The following is a 15,458-nucleotide window of genomic DNA, read 5'->3' as shown; positions in this document are numbered from 1 at the left end:
GCCCGCACGGCTCCGGTTGGCCGGGAGCCGTATGATCCACGTCACAATACGGAGCGCCGTGCCTCCCGGTGGGAGGCACGGCGCTCCGTCGTCACGCGATCAGGCGTCCGAGCCGGTGTCGATGTCTCCCTCGGGCGCGGTGGGCGGGGCGTCCTGTTCGGGCGCGGGAGCCGGAGCGGCGGGCGGTTCGACGCTCTCGGTCAGCAGACGCTCCAGTCTCGGGCCGTTGAGCCGCAGGAACCTGCGGTGCGATCGGTTGCGGTCGAGGACCGCGACCTCGAGCTGGTCGGCCGGAGGGCGCTCGCCACCCGGCTCGGTCAGCGCGAACAGCGCCGCCTCCAGCGCCTCGGCCAGCGACAGTCCCTCGCGGTAGCGCTCCTTGAGCCGGGCCGCGACCGCCTCGGCCTGGCCGCCCATCGCCACCAGGCCCGTCTCGTCGAACACCGATCCGTCGAAGGTGAGGCGGTAGATGTGGTCCTCGTCGGAGGAGTCGCCGACCTCGGCCACCACGATCTCCACCTCGAACGGCTTCATCGACTCGGTGAAGATCTGGCCGAGGTTCTGGGCGTAGAGGTTGGCCAGGCCACGCGCGGTGACGTCGTCACGCGCGTAGTTGTAGCCGTTGATGTCGGCGTAGCGGATGCCGCCGAGGCGCAGCGCCTCGAACTCGTTGTAGCGGCCGACCGCGGCGAAGCCGATCTTGTCGTAGATCTCACTGATCTTGTGCAGCGCCCGGGAGGGGTTGGGGGCGACGAACAGGATGCCGTGTTCGTACTGCAGAACGACGACACTACGGCCCCGCGCGATCCCCTTACGCGCGTAGTCCGCCTTGTCTCGCATCTGCTGCTCGGGCGAGACATATCCAAAGGGCATGGACACCTGGGGTGGTCCTCTCGTTGTTAGCGCAGCGGGGCGACGGGGCCGTCAGGGGAGCTCATCCGCTTGTCGAGGACGGTCTGGACGTGGACGCCCACCGCCTCGTCGGACAGACGGTGGAAGCCGTCGGCGGTGATCTGCGCTACGACGGGCCAGATCTTGCGGGTGACGTCGGGGCCGCCGGTGGCCGAGTCGTCGTCGGCGGCGTCGTAGAGGGCGTGGATGAGCGTCAGCACGACCTCCTCGGGTGAGGCGTTCTCCCGGTAGAGCTTTTTCAGCGAGCCGCGCGCGAAGATCGATCCGGAGCCGATCGAGTGGTACTGCTGCTGCTCGTAGGGACCGCCTCCGACGTCGTATCCGAAGATGCGCCCGCCGTCGATCTCGGGGTCGTAGGCGGCGAACAGCGGCACCACGACCAGCCCCTGCATGGCCATGCCGAGGTTGCCGCGGATCATGGTGGCGAGCCGGTTGGCCTTGCCCGCGACCGAGAGCGTGCGGCCTTCCATCTTCTCGTAGTGCTCAAGCTCCACCTGGTAGAGGCGGGCCATCTCGATGCCGGTGCTCGCCGCCCCGGCGATGCCCATGCAGGAGTATTCGTCGGTACGGAACACCTTCTCCATGTCCCGCTGGGAGATGATGTTGCCCGAGGTCGCCCGGCGGTCACCGGCCATCACCACGCCGCCGGCGCAGGTCGCCGCGACGATCGTGGTGGCATGGGGAATCCGGTCACCCACCGGGGCCGCCAGGGTCTCGTTTCGGCCGGGCAGCAAGTCCGGCGCGTACGCCCCGACGAACTCGGTGAATGAGGAGACGCCGCTGTTCGTGAAGATGTGATTCACCATGCCGGCGGGCAGGTCCCTGTGCGATCCCACGCGACTCCCTCCAAAGGTGCGGTCCTTTAAGGCCCGACCTTACTCATCTTGTCGTGCTGCTTGCACTTCCCTGGATCAGCTCAGCGCGAACCATCTCCGAGCGGATCATTCAATCTTTACGACCGAGTAAGCACGTGTAATTGTCGAGTTGTCGTGACATGTTTCCCCCACCAGAAGAGGGCACTGTGAGACTCTTCAACCGACCTGTCCTGATTACCGCACTGGCAGCCACCGTCATCGCGCTACCCGGCTGCGGTTCCGGCGCCCCCGCCGCGGACGAGGGCACCACCCTGGTCATCACCGCCAACTCCATCTCCGGCGGCAAGAACTCGGCCAGCGCCGAGTGGATCAAACAGTGGGTCATCCCCCGGTTCGAGGCCGCGCAGAAGGCCGCGGGACGTGATGTCCGCGTGCTGTTCCAGCCCAACGGCGTGGGCGACGAGCAGTACAAGACGAAGATGGCCCTGGACCTGAAGTCCAAGACCGGGGCCGACGTGTTCGACCTCGACGGGATCTGGGTGGGCGAGTTCGCCCAGGCCGGATACCTCAGACCGCTCACCGAGGTGGGCGGGGCGGACGTGGAGACGTGGGAGGGATGGCAGCAGATCCCCCAGGCCGTGCAGGGCCTGGGCATCTTCGACGGCAAGAAGTACGGGCTGCCGCAGGGGACCGACGGCCGGGTTCTGTACTACCACAAGGGGCTTTTCAAGAAGGCCGGCCTGCCGGAGCCGTGGCAGCCGAAGAGCTGGCAGGAGATCCTCGACGCGGGCGCGGCACTGAAGAAGCTGCCCGGCGTGACACCGATCCAGATCAACGCGGGCACCGCCATGGGCGAGGCCACCGCGATGCAGGGCGCCCTGCCCCTGCTGGCCGGCACCGGCACGGAGATCTACTCGGGCGGCAAGTGGACCGGCTCCTCCCAGGGGGTCCGGGACGTGCTGGAGTTCTACCGCCGGATCTACGCCGGCGGGCTGGGCGATCCGAAGCTCCAGCAGGAGGCCAAGGGCCGTGACAAGTCCTTCGCCGAGTTCGCCGACGGCAGGATCGGCATCCTGGCGGAGGGCGACTACTTCTGGCGGTCGGTGATCGAGCCCAAGGTCGGTGTGGCTCCGATGGCCGACCGCGACCAGGTGGTGGGCTACGCCAAGATTCCCGCCATGCGGCCCGGCACCGGAATCCGCGGCCAGGACTTCGTCAGCATGTCCGGCGGAGCCGTACGCGTGCTGAATCCCTTCTCCAAGCACCCCCGGCAGGCGTGGGAGCTGCTGTCGTTCATGCACTCCGCCGAGGCGGTCAAGGCCGAACTCGCCGGAGCCGCCCGCGTCACCTCCCGTTCCGACGTCAACACCGAGGTCCTCGCCGGCGACCCGATGCTGAGCTTCGTCTCCGAGGAGATCCTGCCGATCACCACCTACCGCCCCGGCCTGGCCGTCTACCCCCAGGTGTCGGCCGCCCTGCAGGAGGCCACGGCGGCCGTCGTCTCCGGCAGGCCCGTCGAGGAGGCCGCCACGGCCTACCGGACCAAAGTGGAGGGACTGGTCGGTGGATCCGGCAACGTCGCCAACTGACCCCGCGGCGTCGCGGTGAACCCCCCCATGGACACGGACGCGGCGGGACTGGGACGGGGGCGGGCGGTCGCGTTCACGCTGCCCGCCCTCGTGCTCATCGGAGTTTTTCTGATCTTCCCGGCGATCTGGACGATCTATCTCGGGCTCACCGACTACCGGCTGACCGGGCTGGCGGCGGCCGACCCGCGACTGGTGGGGGCCGACAACTACACCGCCGCCCTCGGTGACGAGCGGTTCCGGAACTCGCTCTGGCTGACCGTGCAGTTCGTCCTCGGCTCGGCGATCATCGGGCAGGCCGGGCTGGGGTTCGCCCTCGCGTGGACCATGCGCGACCGGCGAGGTCCGCTGCGGAAGGTCGTCGAGGCGCTGGTGCTGCTGTCGTGGATCCTGCCCGGCTCGGTGGTGGCGTTCCTGTGGATCGCGCTGCTGGACCGCGACGGCGGCACGCTCAACGCCCTGCTCGGCACTCCCGGCGCGGCCTGGCTGCTCGACCACCCGATGCTGTCGATCATCGTGTTCAACGTCTGGCGGGGCACCGCCTTCTCGATGATGCTCTACTCGGCGGCGCTGGAGAACGTGCCGCCGTCCCATCTGGAGACCGCCCGCCTGGCGGGGGCGTCCACCTTCCAGCAGCTACGCGACGTGGTCCTGCCCCGGATCAAGGGGCACGTCCTGACCAACGTGCTGCTGACCAGCCTGTGGACGTTCAACGACTTCACCCCGTTCCTGCTCACCGCCGGCGGTCCCGAGGGGCGGTCGGAGGTCCTGTCCGCCTACATCTACAACGTGGCCCTGCGCGACGGGCAGCTCGGCGCCGGCGCGGCCGTCTCCTTCCTCGTCCTCCTGATCAACCTCGTCTTCGCCCTGGCCTACCTGCGCCTGCTCCGCGACCGCCGGGAGGTGCCCGGATGAACCTCGTCCGGCACGTGCTCGGCCGGATCGCCTCGGCCGTCTTCCTGGCGGTCGTCGTCTCCTTCTTCGCGCTGCCGATGCTCTGGCTGGCCTCGGCGCCGTTCGACGCCCACCCCTCCGTCACGGCGTCGCTGCCGGAGTTCACGCTGAACAACTTCCGGGCCATCCTCGACAACCCCTACGCGCTCGGCTCCATCGGCAACTCGGTCATCCAGGCGGGCGGCGCGGCGGTGCTCGTGGTCGTGCTGGCCGCGCTGGCCGCCTACGCCCTCTCCCGGGTCAGGGTGCCCGGACGTGACGCCCTGCTGTACGTGCTGCTGCTGCTGTCGTCGGTGGTCACCGGGACCGCCGCGATGGTGCCGATCTTCGAGCTGGCCTCGCGGCTGGACCTGATCGACACCCACCTCGGGGTCGTCCTCACCGTCTCCGGCGGGCTGCTCCCCGCGGCGATCTTCATCCTGAAGGACTTCATGGACGCCACCCCCACCTCCTACGAGGAGTCCGCGCGGGTCTTCGGCGCCTCACCGCTGCAGATCCTGCGGCACATCGTCGTCCCGCTGGTACGGCCCGGCCTGGCCACGATCGCGGTGTGGGCCGTGGCCAACGTGTGGAGCGGCTTCCTGCTCCAGTACATCCTGCTGCGCGACCCGGACAAGTCCCCCGGGTCGGTCGTCCTCTACACCCTCTACACCGAGGGCGGCCAGCCCAACCTGTCCCTGATCTCGACGTTCTCGCTGCTCTACTCGCTGCCGGTGGTACTGATGTACCTGTTCGTCAGCAGCAGGTACGGCTTCCGCTTCCATGGAGGGATCAAGCGTTGATCTCCGTGCACGGCCTGACCAAGGTGTTCCCCGGGGGAGTCCGGGCCCTCGACTCCCTCGACCTCGACGTCGGCGAGGGCGAGTTCTTCGCGCTGCTGGGCCCCTCGGGCTGCGGCAAGACCACGCTGCTGCGGAGCATCGCCGGTCTGGAGACCCCCACCTCCGGAAGGATCGACATCGGCCACACCGATGTGACCGCCCTGCCGCCCGGCCGCCGCGACGTCGCCATGGTCTTCCAGGACTACGCCCTCTTCCCCCACATGGACGTCACCGCCAACATCGCCTACCCCCTGAGGATCAAGAAGACGCCCCGTGTCCGGCGCGAGGCCCGGGCCGCCGAGGTCGCCGCCAGGCTCAGCCTCACCGAACTGCTCGGCAGGCGCCCCGGACAGCTGTCCGGCGGCCAGCAGCAGCGGGTCGCGCTCGCCCGGGCCATCGCCTGCCGTCCCCGGGTGTTCCTGTTCGACGAGCCCCTGTCCAACCTCGACGCCCGCCTCCGGCTGGAGGCCCGCACCTTTCTCAAGCGCCTGCAGGACGAGCTCGGCGTCACCACCGTGTTCGTCACGCACGACCAGGGCGAGGCCCTCGCGCTGGCCCACCGGATCGCCGTGATGGACGCCGGGCGGATCACCCAGGTCGGCACCCCGGCCGAGATCTTCCACCGGCCCGCCACCCCCTTCGTCGCCTCCTTCATCGGTTCCACCCCGATGAACCTGCTGCCCGGCGAGGTCAGCGGCGACACGCTGCACGTGGCGGGAGCCGTACTGCCCGCCCCCGAGGGCCTGCCGGACAGCGTACCGATCGTGTACGGCGTGCGCCCCGAGTACGTCGACCTGTCACCCACCCCCAGGGACGACGGGTTCGCCGGCCGGGTCGCCGTGCTGGAGAACCTCGGCACCGCCAGTCTCGTCACCCTGGAGGGCGCCGGCCATCTCGTCCAAGCCGTCGCCCCCGAAGGCGAGGAGCCCGCCGTCGGCGCGACCGTCTGGGCCGTCCCCCGGCGGGGCCGCGCCCTCGTCTACCACGACGACCGGCTGGCCGGCCGGATATGAGGGCGCGAACATGAGGGCACTGCGCGTCACCGGCCGGTGGGCGCTGGAGGACCGGCTCGCCGCTCCCGTCCACGACGTCCCCTTCGAACTGCCCGCCGACGCCCGGGGCTTCACCGTGCGGCTCTCCTACGACCGCTCCGCGGGCGTGCTGGACCTCGGCTGCTCCGGGCCGCTGGGTTTCCGCGGCTGGTCGGGCGGGGCCCGCTCCGAGTACACGATCACTCCTGCCTGGGCCACCCCCGGCTATCTGTCCGGCGAGCCCGAACCCGGTGTGTGGCGGGTCCTCCTGGGGCTCCACCGCATCCCGCCGGGCGGCCTGCCGTACGAGCTGAGTGTCATCCCGCATCTGTCCCCGCCCGTCGCGCCGCCCGCCCGGCCCGGCCTGCGGCCCCCTCCCCCGCCCCGCGAACCGGCCGCCGCCAGGCGGGCCCTGCCCTCGCTCGACGGGCTGCGCTGGCTGGCCGGCGACCTGCACGCCCACACCGTCCACTCCGACGGCTCGCTCAGCGTCTCCGAACTCGCCTGCCTGGCAGCCGACCGGGGTCTGGACTTCCTGGCCGTCACCGACCACAACACCGTCAGCCACCACGCCGAACTGGCCGCCGCGGCCACCTTCGCCGCCATCACCCTGATCCCCGGCCAGGAGGTCACCACCGATCTCGGCCACGCCAACGCCTTCGGCGACATCGGCTGGATCGACTTCCGGCAGGGCCCCGACAGCTGGGCCCGCACCGTACGGGACAGGGGCGGGGTGCTGTCGATCAACCATCCCGTCGCCGGGGACTGCGCCTGGCGCCACCCCATGGCCGAGCGACCACCCGCGGTCGAGGTGTGGCACTGGAGCTGGTGGGACCGGACCTGGGGTGCGCCGCTGGCCTGGACGCAGACCTGGTCCGCCGGGGCGGCGATGATCGGCGGCAGCGACTACCACCGGCCCGAGGAGGGTCGTCCGCCCGGTGACCCCACCACCTGGGTGCTCGCCGCCGACCCCCTGGAAGGACTGCGCGCCGGCGCCACCGCCGTCTCCGCCACCCCCGACGGGCCGCTGCTGCTCCGCCATGGCGACGACTTCCTCATCGTCGGCGGTGACGGGCTGGTGCTGTGGGGGCCGGACACGAGGCGGGCCGTCGTCGGCGACAGGGTCACCGTCCCGGCCCGGCCGGGCCCCCACCGACTGGAAACGTACCGTAACGAGGTGATGGCGCTGTGCACGTGAAGATCGCTGTCGCGGGGCTGGGTGTCGCCGCACAGGTGATGTACCTGCCGTTGCTGGCCAGGCGGCCCGAGCTGTTCCGGGTGACCGCCGTCTGCGACCTCGACCCCGCCCAGGCCGAGGCGGTCGGGCGGCAGAGCGGGGCGCGCTGGTTCGCCGACCCCGCGGCGATGCTCGACCACGGGGGCTTCGACGCGCTCATCGTGCTCACCGCCGGAACCCACGGGGCCCTCGTCGCCGCCGCGCTGGAACGCGGCCACGCCGTCCTGTGCGAGAAACCCCTCGCCTACAGCCAGGCCGAGGTGCGCGCGCTGAAGAACGAGTCGCGGCTGATGGTGGGCTATATGAAGCAGTACGACCCGGCCGTGCGGCGGGCCGTCGCGCTCCTGGGCGGCCGTCCCGTCCGGCACCTGGACGTCACCGTGCTCCACCCCACGGGCGAGGCGCAGCTCGCCTTCGCCCGGGTCCGTCCCTCGCGGCCGTCCGCCGCCGCGCTCGAACCGTGGATCAGCGCCGACGAGGCGGCCCTGGAGACCGCGCTGGGCGCCGCGCCCCCGCCGATCAGGTCGCTCTACTCCGGGGTCGTGCTCGGCAGCCTCTGCCATGACCTGGCGCTGCTGCGCGCCTTCAGCGGCCCGCCCGCCACCGTCGAGCACACCGCCGTGTGGGACGGACCCTCCCTGGAGGTCAGCGGAGCCCTCGGCGCGGGCCGGTACGGCCTGCGCTGGCACTACCTGCCCGGCCACCCCGCCTACCGGGAGACCGTCGCCGTCCACCACGAGGAGGGCACGCTGGAGCTGGTCTTCCCCTCCCCCTACCTGCTGAACGCCCCCACGGTCCTGACCGCCACCTCCCTGGACGGGACCACGGAGGTCAGAGCCGTCCACCGGGACGTGTCCGAGGCCTTCGAGCGCCAACTGGAGGCGTTCCACGCCCTCGTCACCGAGGGCACCGCGCCGCTCACCGGACTCGCCGGCGGCCTGGCCGACATCGTGACAGCCCAGAAGATCATCAAATCGGTCGCCGGACCGTCCATCGGAGGCGAGGCACGTGACGCCTGACATAGTGATCGTCCCGCACACCCACTGGGACCGCGAGTGGTATCTGCCCTTCCAGCGGTTCCGGCTCGGCCTGGTCCGCATGCTCGACGAGGTCCTCGACACGATGGCCGCCGACCCCGGCTACCGGTTCACCATGGACGGCCAGCTCGCCGCCCTGGAGGACTATCTGGAGATCCGTCCCGAGCGGCTCGGCGAGGTGCGGGGGCTCGTCGCGGAGGGCCGCTTCGCCGCGGGGCCGTGGCTCATCCTGGCCGACGAGTTCCTCTGCGCCGGGGAGACCCTGATCCGCAACCTGGAGTACGGCATGCGCGGCGCCGCCGGACTCGGTGGCTTCATGCGGGTCGGCTACCTGCCCGACCAGTTCGGTCACTGCGCCCAGATGCCGCAGATCCTGCGCCAGGCCGGCCTCGAACACGCCTGCGTGTGGCGCGGCGTGCCCGCCTCCGTCGACCGGGACGCCTTCGCCTGGGTCGGCGCCGACGGCACCGCGATCCGCACCCAGTATCTCCCCGGCGGGTACGGCAACGCCGTCGCCCTGTTCAGCGGCCCCGCCGAAGCGCTCACCGACCGGCTGGCCGCCTTCACCGAGACGCTGCGCCCCTGGCACCCCACCGGCCCCCTGCTGGCCATGTACGGTGCCGACCACAGCGCCCCGGCCGCCGACATCACCACCGCCGGGCTGCGTGTCGCCACCCTCCACGACTACGTCACCGCCGCCGATCCCGCCGTCGCGGGGCTGCCCGCCGTCCACGGAGAGCTGCGCTCCCACGCCCGCGCGAACATCCTGCCCGGCGTGATCTCCGCCCGCATGCCCGCCAAGCAGGCCATGGCCCGCGCCGAACGGATCGTCACCCGTTACGCCGAACCCCTGTCGGCGCTCTGGACGCCCGGCAGCACCGCCGCCGCGAGGCTGCTCGACATGGCCTGGCGCCGCCTCATCGCCTGCAGCGGACACGACTCCATCACCGGCTGCGGCGCCGACGAGACCGCTCAGCAGGTCGCCGCCCGCATCGCCGAGGCCGAGCAGATCGGCCAGGCCGTCGTCGACATGGTCAGCGCCTCACTCGCCGGGCAGGCCGCCCGCGACGCCCTGGTGGTCGTCAACCCCTCGCCCTTCCCCCGCACCGCCCTGGTCCTGGCCGACCTGCCCGAGAGCCGCGCCGCCCTGCTCGCGCCGGACGGCGGGCAGGTGCCCGCACAACGGCTGGAGCTGGCCCCCACCCTGCTCGACGAGACCGTCATGGACGATCTCACCCAGCTGCTGGGGCGGATCCACGAACGCGAGCTCTTCGGCCAGGAGATCCTCTCCTGGTCCGCCGCCGAAGACGTCTTCACCGTCGTCGTCGGCCGCCACGCCACCACCGGCTACGACTACGCCGACCTCCGATCGGCGGTGCTGGGGCACGCCGCCGCCCGCCCCGGGCCGTGGCGGGTCCGCACCTGCGCCGAGCCTGTCGTCACCGTCGCCGCCCAGGTCACCGTCGCACCGCTCGGCCGGACCGTGCTGACCTCCGCGCCCGCGCCCGCCCCGGTACCGCCTTCCCCCGGCTGGGCACGGCCCGACGCCGGCACCCTCGACAACGGCCTGTTACGCGTCACCGTGGCCGCCGACGGCACCCTGTCGCTCTTCTCCGCCGGCGCCGAGGCCCACGGCGTGGGCCGCGTCGTCGACGGAGGCGACGCGGGCGACACCTACAACCACGCCCCGCCCCGCGACGACGTCCTGGTGGACGCCCCCGTCCGGGTCGAGGTCGACGGTGTCTGCACCGGGCCGCTGGTGTCGGTCCTGGAGATCCACCGCGAGTACGCCTGGCCGGTCTGCTCGACTCCGGACGCGCGTTCGGAGGCCACCGAGCGCGTCACCGTCACCACCAGGGCCGAGCTCCGGGCGGGCGAGCCCTACCTGCGGCTGGAGACGTCCTTCGACAACCACTGCCGCGACCACCGGGTCCGCTGGCACGCCCCGCTGCCCCGCCCCGCGGCGGAGTCCTTCTCCGAGGGGCAGCTGTCGGTCGTGCGGCGCGGGCTGACCGCAGAGGGCGGCTGCGGCGAACACCCGCTGCCCACCTTCCCCGCCGAGGGATTCGTCACCGCGGGGGGCCTGGCGGTCCTGCTGGACCAGGTGACCGAGTACGAGCTGACCGGCGGAGACCTGGCACTCACCCTGATCCGCTCGGTGGGACTGCTGTCCAGCAACCGCAACGCCTACCGCGACGAGCCCGCCGGACCCCAGCTCCCCACCCCCGCCGCCCAGTGCCCGGGGCCGGTCACGATGCGCTTCGCCGTACTGCCGCACCACGGCGCCTGGCATGAGGCGGCGCTGCCGCGTCTGGCCGAGGAGTATCGGCACGCGCTGCTGGCCGTACCGGGTTCGGGGCGCGGTCCTGCCGCTCCCGGCGCCGAAGGCTCTGGGGGGTCCTCCGCCGGCGCCGCGGGCCTTGGGGTGTCCTCAGCGGGCGCCGGAGGTCCTGGGGTGTCCTCGGCAGGCGCCACGGGCCCTGGGGCGTCCTCCGCGGGCGTCGGGGCGTCCGTCGAGGTCGAGGGCGCGGGCGTGGTGCTCGCCGCGCTGCGGGAACGGGACGGCGAGCTGGAGATCAGGCTCGTGGCCGAGCATCCGGCAGCCACCGAGGCCGTGATCCGCGGCCCGTTCGGTGCTGCCCGCCGCGCCGACCTGCGCGGCACGGCGGGCGAACGGCTGGAGGTCACCGGTGGAGCCGTGCGGCTACCGCTGCGTCCCTTCGAGATCGCGACCGTTCACCTGACGAGAGCGGGCTGATTGCGAGAAGGCCGTCTGCCCGCGGGACGACCGGGCCGGGGCTTCGGACCCGCGGGTGGACGGCCCCCGCCCCTGGCCCCGGGCACGGACCTACTGTCCGCCCTTTTGAATGTAGGACCTGACGAACTCCTCCGCGTTCTCCTCAAGGACCTCGTCGATCTCGTCGAGAATCGAGTCGACGTCATCCGAGAGCTTCTCGTTGCGCTCCTGGACGTCGGAGGAGTCGACCGTGGTGGTCTCCTCCGTCTCCCTGTCGGTCCGGCCGGTCTGCTTCTGCCCGCCGGTGTCCTTGCTCGCCATCTGTGGCACCTCCGCCTGGGGGACGCTTGTGATTCATATCTTCCCCGAACCGGCGGCCGTTGCGCGCGGATCGTCACGCGATCTTTGCGAGAGTACGCCGGGGCCGCTCCGGGTTGCCGTCCTGCCAGAGAACCTCCTTCTGCCTTCTTGAGGCAAATTCTTCCCACTTGACTGGATAGTAGTACTATCGAATAATTGGCCAGCATTGCTATCCAATGAAGGGCTCTCCATGTCACCGTCGTCGCTGAGCACCGCCGGGGTGCTCCTGATCACCGTCCCCGCCGTCGCCTTCGGCGGGATGTCCCTGCTGGCACACATCATGCGCACCATCCCCGGATATCTGGACAACCCGGTACGGCGGGGCCTCTGGCGGGCCGGCCACGCGCACGCGGGCATCCTGGTGCTCTTCGCCCTCGTCGCGATGCTCTACATCGACCAGGCCGACCTGTCCGAAGGGATGAGGACCCTGACCAGGGCCCTGATCGTGGCGGCGCCGATCCTGATGCCGATCGGCTTCTTCCTCTCGGTGGTGCGCCCCTCGGACACCCGGCCGAACAGGCTGATCTGGCTGGTCGCCGTGGGCGGCGTCTCCCTGGGGGCCGGGACGCTGCTGCTGGGCATCGGCCTCATCTGATCACTCCCAGCAGATAGATCCACATATTTACACGTTTCAAATGACACGCCCGGGAGCGTTCCAGTTGGCCCGCGGAGACGGAGAACTGCGATCATTGGCGGGTGAGCACCATCGTCGCCAGCCGGTACAAACTCGTCTCCCCTGTCGGCCGCGGAGCGACGGGCGTCGTCTGGCGTGCCTACGACCTGTTACTGGAGCGGGAGGTGGCGCTCAAGGAGATCGCCCTCCCACCCGGCCCGGAGGCGGCCAGACAGCGGCGACGGGTGGTCCGCGAGGCCCGGATGGCGGCACGGCTGAGCCACCGGGGCATCGTCACGGTGCACAACCTGACCGAAGAGGCCGAGCGGCTCTGGATCGTCATGGAGTTCCTGGAGGCGCTGACCCTGCACGACACGCTGATGCAGGCAGGACCGCTCCCCGCCGACCTGGTCGCCGGGATGGGCGGCCGGCTGCTGGAGGCACTGCGGCACGCACACGACGGTGGGGTGATCCACCGGGACATCAAGCCCGCCAACATCATGCTGACCGGCGACCGGGTGGTGCTGGCCGACTTCGGCTTCGCCGCGCCCGAGGGTACGGCGAGCACCTCGACGCGGGGCACACCGGCGTTCCTCGCGCCGGAGGCCCTGCACGGCCGGGGCGGCACCCGCGAGGCGGACATGTGGTCGTTCGGGGCGACGCTCTACATGGCGGTGGAGGGCAGGACCCCGTTCCGGACGGTGCATTCGATGGCCGCCCTGGTGGAGGCCCTGAGAGAGCCGGCGCGCGCTCCCCAGCGGGCGGGCGCCCTGGAGCCGGTGCTGCGCGGGCTGTTGCGCAAGGATCCGAGGGCGCGGCTGAGCGCCGAGCAGACCTCGGCCATGCTGGCCAAGGCGCGCTGCTCCAGCGCCGCCTGAGCAGGCCCGGCCGCCGCGGGGCCGCCGGCGGCAGGCCGCCACGAACCGGATGGCACCGACTCCGAGCATCGCGGCGATGGCCGCCCGCTCCCCCGGCAGCGGAAGTGGGCGGCCGTTCGAGTGAGTCAGCGCGCAGTACACCTGCGGGGGAAGGCGAACAGCCCGGACTTGCCGTTGACGTCGATCGGTCCCGGGCGATCCTTCTTGGAAGGACCTGGCGGCCGCGCGGTGGGTGCGCTTCTCGGTGAAGGCGCATCCACCGCGCGGCGGGTGTCACAGTCGCGTGCCGTTGACGACCAGCGCCACGTCGATGTTGCCGCGGGTGGCGTTGGAGTAGGGGCACACCTGATGCGCCACCCGGACCAGGTCACCGGCCTGGGTGGCGTCGGCGATCGACGGCAGCTCGATCTCGAGTTCGACGCCCAGCTTGAATCCGCCGTTGCCGGCGGGGATGAGCATGACCTTCGCGTCGATCGCCGCGTCATCCGCGTGCAACTGCTTGCGCTGCCCCACTATCGCCAGCGAGGCGGCGAAACAGGCGGCGTAGCCGATGGCGAACAGCTGCTCGGGGTTGGTCCCTTCGCCGTCCCCGCCCAACTCCTTGGGCTGTCGCAGGTCCACTTCCAGCCTGCCGTCGGCGGTGCGCCCGTGACCGTCCGCCCGGCCACCGGTCACGTGAGCCTGTGCGGTGTAAAGCGCGCTCGTCATAATGAGATCCTCTCGGTCAGTTCCTGAAAATGAATCTTAGACTTCAAAATCAGGAAGTCAACGCCTAGGATCGGGAACCTGACGACCTCGAGAGGCGACCACATGACTCCATCGAAAATCGGCTACCTGCTGCCGACCCGCGATCAGGCCGTCCGCGGCGACCACGATCCGGAGCAGCTGATCGACCTGGCACGCCGCGCCGAGGCACTGGGTTTCGACTCCGTCTGGGCCGGCGACAGCCCCGTGACCAGGCCACGTGCCGACCCGCTGCTGCTCCTGGCGGCCGTGGCCATCGCCACACGACACGTCACGCTCGGTACCGCGGTGTTGCTGCCCGCGCTGCGCCATCCGATCCTGCTGGCGCACCAGCTCGCCACCTTGGACCGGCTCGCCGACGGGCGGCTGATCGTCGGTATGGGCGGCGGATTCCCCAACGCCACCACCGAGGCCCAGTTCGCCGCGGTCGGTGTCGTCTTTTCTCGCCGTATCAGTCGCCTGGAGGAGTCGATCGAGGCGATGCGGCGGCTCTGGACCGCAGAAGAGGTCTCCTTCACCGGTCGGCACTTCGACTTCCACGACGTGCGGCTGGCTCCTGCGCCGACTCGGCCGACAGGCCCGCCGATCTGGCTGGCGGGAGGCGGCGAACCGGCGCTGCGGCGGGTGGCGCGCCTGGCCGACGGCTGGCTGCCCTATCCGCCCGCCGTACAGGACTATGCTCGCGACCTGGCTGTCATCCAGCAGTCGACGGCCCGCACGCTCACCCCCGCGCTGTACGCGACGCTGTGCCTGGACGATGACCCCGAGCGGGCGCGCAGGCGCCTGCGAACCAGCATCGAGCGCTACTACAACGCCCCGCTGGAGGCCGTCGAGACCATCCAGGCCATGTTCGCCGGTACGGCACACCAGGCCGCCGACTGGCTCAACGCCTACACCGGCGCCGGCGCGCACCACGTGGTGATCCGCCTGGCCGCCGACGACCACCCCGCGGCCCTGGAAGAGTTCGCCGGCCGCGTGCTGCCCCTGATCCGCACGAAAGGACACCCATGACCACCTTCGTCCTCGTACACGGCGCCTGGCACGGCCCCTGGGCCTGGGACCGCCTCATCCCGTTCCTTCACCAAGCGGGGGCGCGCACCATCACCCCCTCCCTCACCCTGGAGGGCGACATCGGCCTGCACACGCACGTCCAGGAGGTCCTCACCGCCCTCGACGCCGCGGCCGATGACACCCCGGCAGACGACCTGAGAGACGATCTGGTGCTGGTCGGGCACAGTTACGCGGGCCTGGTCGTCCGGCAGGCGGCCGATCTGCGACCCGGGTTGGTGGACCACGTCATCCTGGTGGACGGCTGGGCCGGCGACGACGGCGCCAGCATGTTCGGCCTGGCACCCGAGGCCTTCGTCCATGCGATCCAGGCCGCCGCCCGCACCGGCGCAGGCGACCGGGTCCCCGCCCCGGCTCCGGCGATGTTCGGCGTCACCGACCCCGACGACGCGGCCTGGCTCGCCCCGCGCCTGCGACCCCAGCCACTGCGCACCTTCACCGAGACGACCCGGCTGAGCGGAGCCGTCGACCGGATACCGGGCACCGGCATCCACTGCCGGCCGCAGACCTATGCCTTCGATCGGTTCGCCGCGGAGATCGGGTACCGGACCATTGCCCTGGACGGCCCACACGACGTGATGCTCACCCACCCGCAGGCTCTGGCCCGTCTCCTCGTGGAGGCCCACGCATTCCGATTCAATAACAAGAAGCTTCAGGATTAGAAT

The 15,458-nt window shown here is 71.1% G+C and carries 15 protein-coding genes; 11 read left to right on the top strand and 4 right to left on the bottom strand.

The features are described 5' to 3' along the window. Positions 1-99 precede the first annotated feature (99 nt). On the bottom strand, positions 100-873 hold the full coding sequence (gene prcA, locus OHA77_RS37800; protein ID WP_406319942.1) for a proteasome subunit alpha: 774 nt from the start codon (positions 871-873) through the stop codon (positions 100-102). Between the two features lie 26 nt (positions 874-899). After that, the gene (gene prcB / locus OHA77_RS37795; protein WP_406313957.1) at positions 900-1,748 is read right to left on the bottom strand and encodes a proteasome subunit beta; all 849 of its coding nucleotides are present in this window, start codon (positions 1,746-1,748) and stop codon (positions 900-902) included. Positions 1,749-1,933: 185 nt separating this feature from the next. Here prcB and OHA77_RS37790 point away from each other — a divergent pair, with 185 nt between their 5' ends. Genes OHA77_RS37790 through OHA77_RS37760 form a run of 7 tightly spaced genes read left to right on the top strand, consistent with a single transcriptional unit; the run spans position 1,934 to position 11,151 of the window. Continuing rightward, the gene (locus OHA77_RS37790) at positions 1,934-3,316 is read left to right on the top strand and encodes an extracellular solute-binding protein (RefSeq protein ID WP_406313956.1); all 1,383 of its coding nucleotides are present in this window, start codon (positions 1,934-1,936) and stop codon (positions 3,314-3,316) included. A 27-nt stretch (positions 3,317-3,343) separates the two neighbouring features. Beyond that, on the top strand, positions 3,344-4,228 hold the full coding sequence (locus OHA77_RS37785; protein ID WP_406313955.1) for a carbohydrate ABC transporter permease: 885 nt from the start codon (positions 3,344-3,346) through the stop codon (positions 4,226-4,228). Further along, positions 4,225-5,049 carry a carbohydrate ABC transporter permease gene (locus OHA77_RS37780; protein ID WP_406313954.1) on the top strand — a complete coding sequence of 275 codons (825 nt, stop codon included), beginning with the start codon at positions 4,225-4,227 and terminating at the stop codon, positions 5,047-5,049. Before OHA77_RS37785 ends, OHA77_RS37780 begins: the two co-directional genes overlap by 4 nt. A 5-nt stretch (positions 5,050-5,054) precedes the next feature. Beyond that, positions 5,055-6,101, top strand: coding sequence for an ABC transporter ATP-binding protein (locus OHA77_RS37775; protein WP_406319941.1), 1,047 nt, complete (start codon positions 5,055-5,057; stop codon positions 6,099-6,101). A 10-nt stretch (positions 6,102-6,111) separates the two neighbouring features. Further along, entirely contained in the window at positions 6,112-7,317 is a 1,206-nt protein-coding gene (locus tag OHA77_RS37770; protein WP_326823415.1) for a CehA/McbA family metallohydrolase, read from the top strand. Further along, entirely contained in the window at positions 7,314-8,375 is a 1,062-nt protein-coding gene (locus OHA77_RS37765; protein WP_406313953.1) for a Gfo/Idh/MocA family protein, read from the top strand. Before OHA77_RS37770 ends, OHA77_RS37765 begins: the two co-directional genes overlap by 4 nt. Beyond that, positions 8,365-11,151: an alpha-mannosidase gene (locus tag OHA77_RS37760; protein WP_406313952.1), complete on the top strand. Its 2,787-nt coding sequence runs from the start codon at positions 8,365-8,367 to the stop codon at positions 11,149-11,151. The genes OHA77_RS37765 and OHA77_RS37760 overlap by 11 nt, the downstream gene beginning before the upstream one ends. A gap of 90 nt (positions 11,152-11,241) precedes the next feature. Here the strand turns inward: OHA77_RS37760 and OHA77_RS37755 are convergent, their stop codons facing one another. Next, positions 11,242-11,451 (bottom strand): ubiquitin-like protein Pup, encoded by a 210-nt coding sequence (locus OHA77_RS37755; RefSeq protein WP_184758106.1) that lies wholly within the window; start codon positions 11,449-11,451, stop codon positions 11,242-11,244. A gap of 229 nt (positions 11,452-11,680) precedes the next feature. Here OHA77_RS37755 and OHA77_RS37750 point away from each other — a divergent pair, with 229 nt between their 5' ends. Together OHA77_RS37750 and OHA77_RS37745 are read left to right on the top strand one after the other, a co-directional pair. Beyond that, entirely contained in the window at positions 11,681-12,085 is a 405-nt protein-coding gene (locus OHA77_RS37750) for a hypothetical protein (protein ID WP_326823418.1), read from the top strand. Positions 12,086-12,186: 101 nt separating this feature from the next. Next, entirely contained in the window at positions 12,187-12,981 is a 795-nt protein-coding gene (locus OHA77_RS37745) for a serine/threonine-protein kinase (protein ID WP_326823419.1), read from the top strand. Between the two features lie 273 nt (positions 12,982-13,254). On the opposite strand, the gene OHA77_RS37740 is transcribed toward OHA77_RS37745, so the two are convergent. Next, a complete protein-coding gene (locus tag OHA77_RS37740; RefSeq protein WP_406313951.1) occupies positions 13,255-13,689 on the bottom strand; it encodes an organic hydroperoxide resistance protein in 435 nt (144 codons plus the stop codon). Between the two features lie 102 nt (positions 13,690-13,791). On the opposite strand from OHA77_RS37740, the gene OHA77_RS37735 reads away from it, so the two are divergent. Both OHA77_RS37735 and OHA77_RS37730 read left to right on the top strand, forming a co-directional pair. Continuing rightward, complete coding sequence (locus tag OHA77_RS37735) at positions 13,792-14,736, top strand: LLM class flavin-dependent oxidoreductase (RefSeq protein ID WP_406313950.1); 945 nt, start codon at positions 13,792-13,794, stop codon at positions 14,734-14,736. Beyond that, positions 14,733-15,455, top strand: a complete 723-nt coding sequence (locus OHA77_RS37730; protein ID WP_406313949.1) for an alpha/beta fold hydrolase — start codon at positions 14,733-14,735, stop codon at positions 15,453-15,455. Before OHA77_RS37735 ends, OHA77_RS37730 begins: the two co-directional genes overlap by 4 nt. The last annotated feature ends 3 nt before the right edge of the window (positions 15,456-15,458 follow it).

The organism is Streptosporangium sp. NBC_01639 (genome assembly GCF_045209755.1).
Classification (GTDB): domain Bacteria; phylum Actinomycetota; class Actinomycetes; order Streptosporangiales; family Streptosporangiaceae; genus Streptosporangium.
Note: the sequence above shows the minus strand (reverse complement) of the source record. Positions and strands in the feature narration are given on the sequence as shown.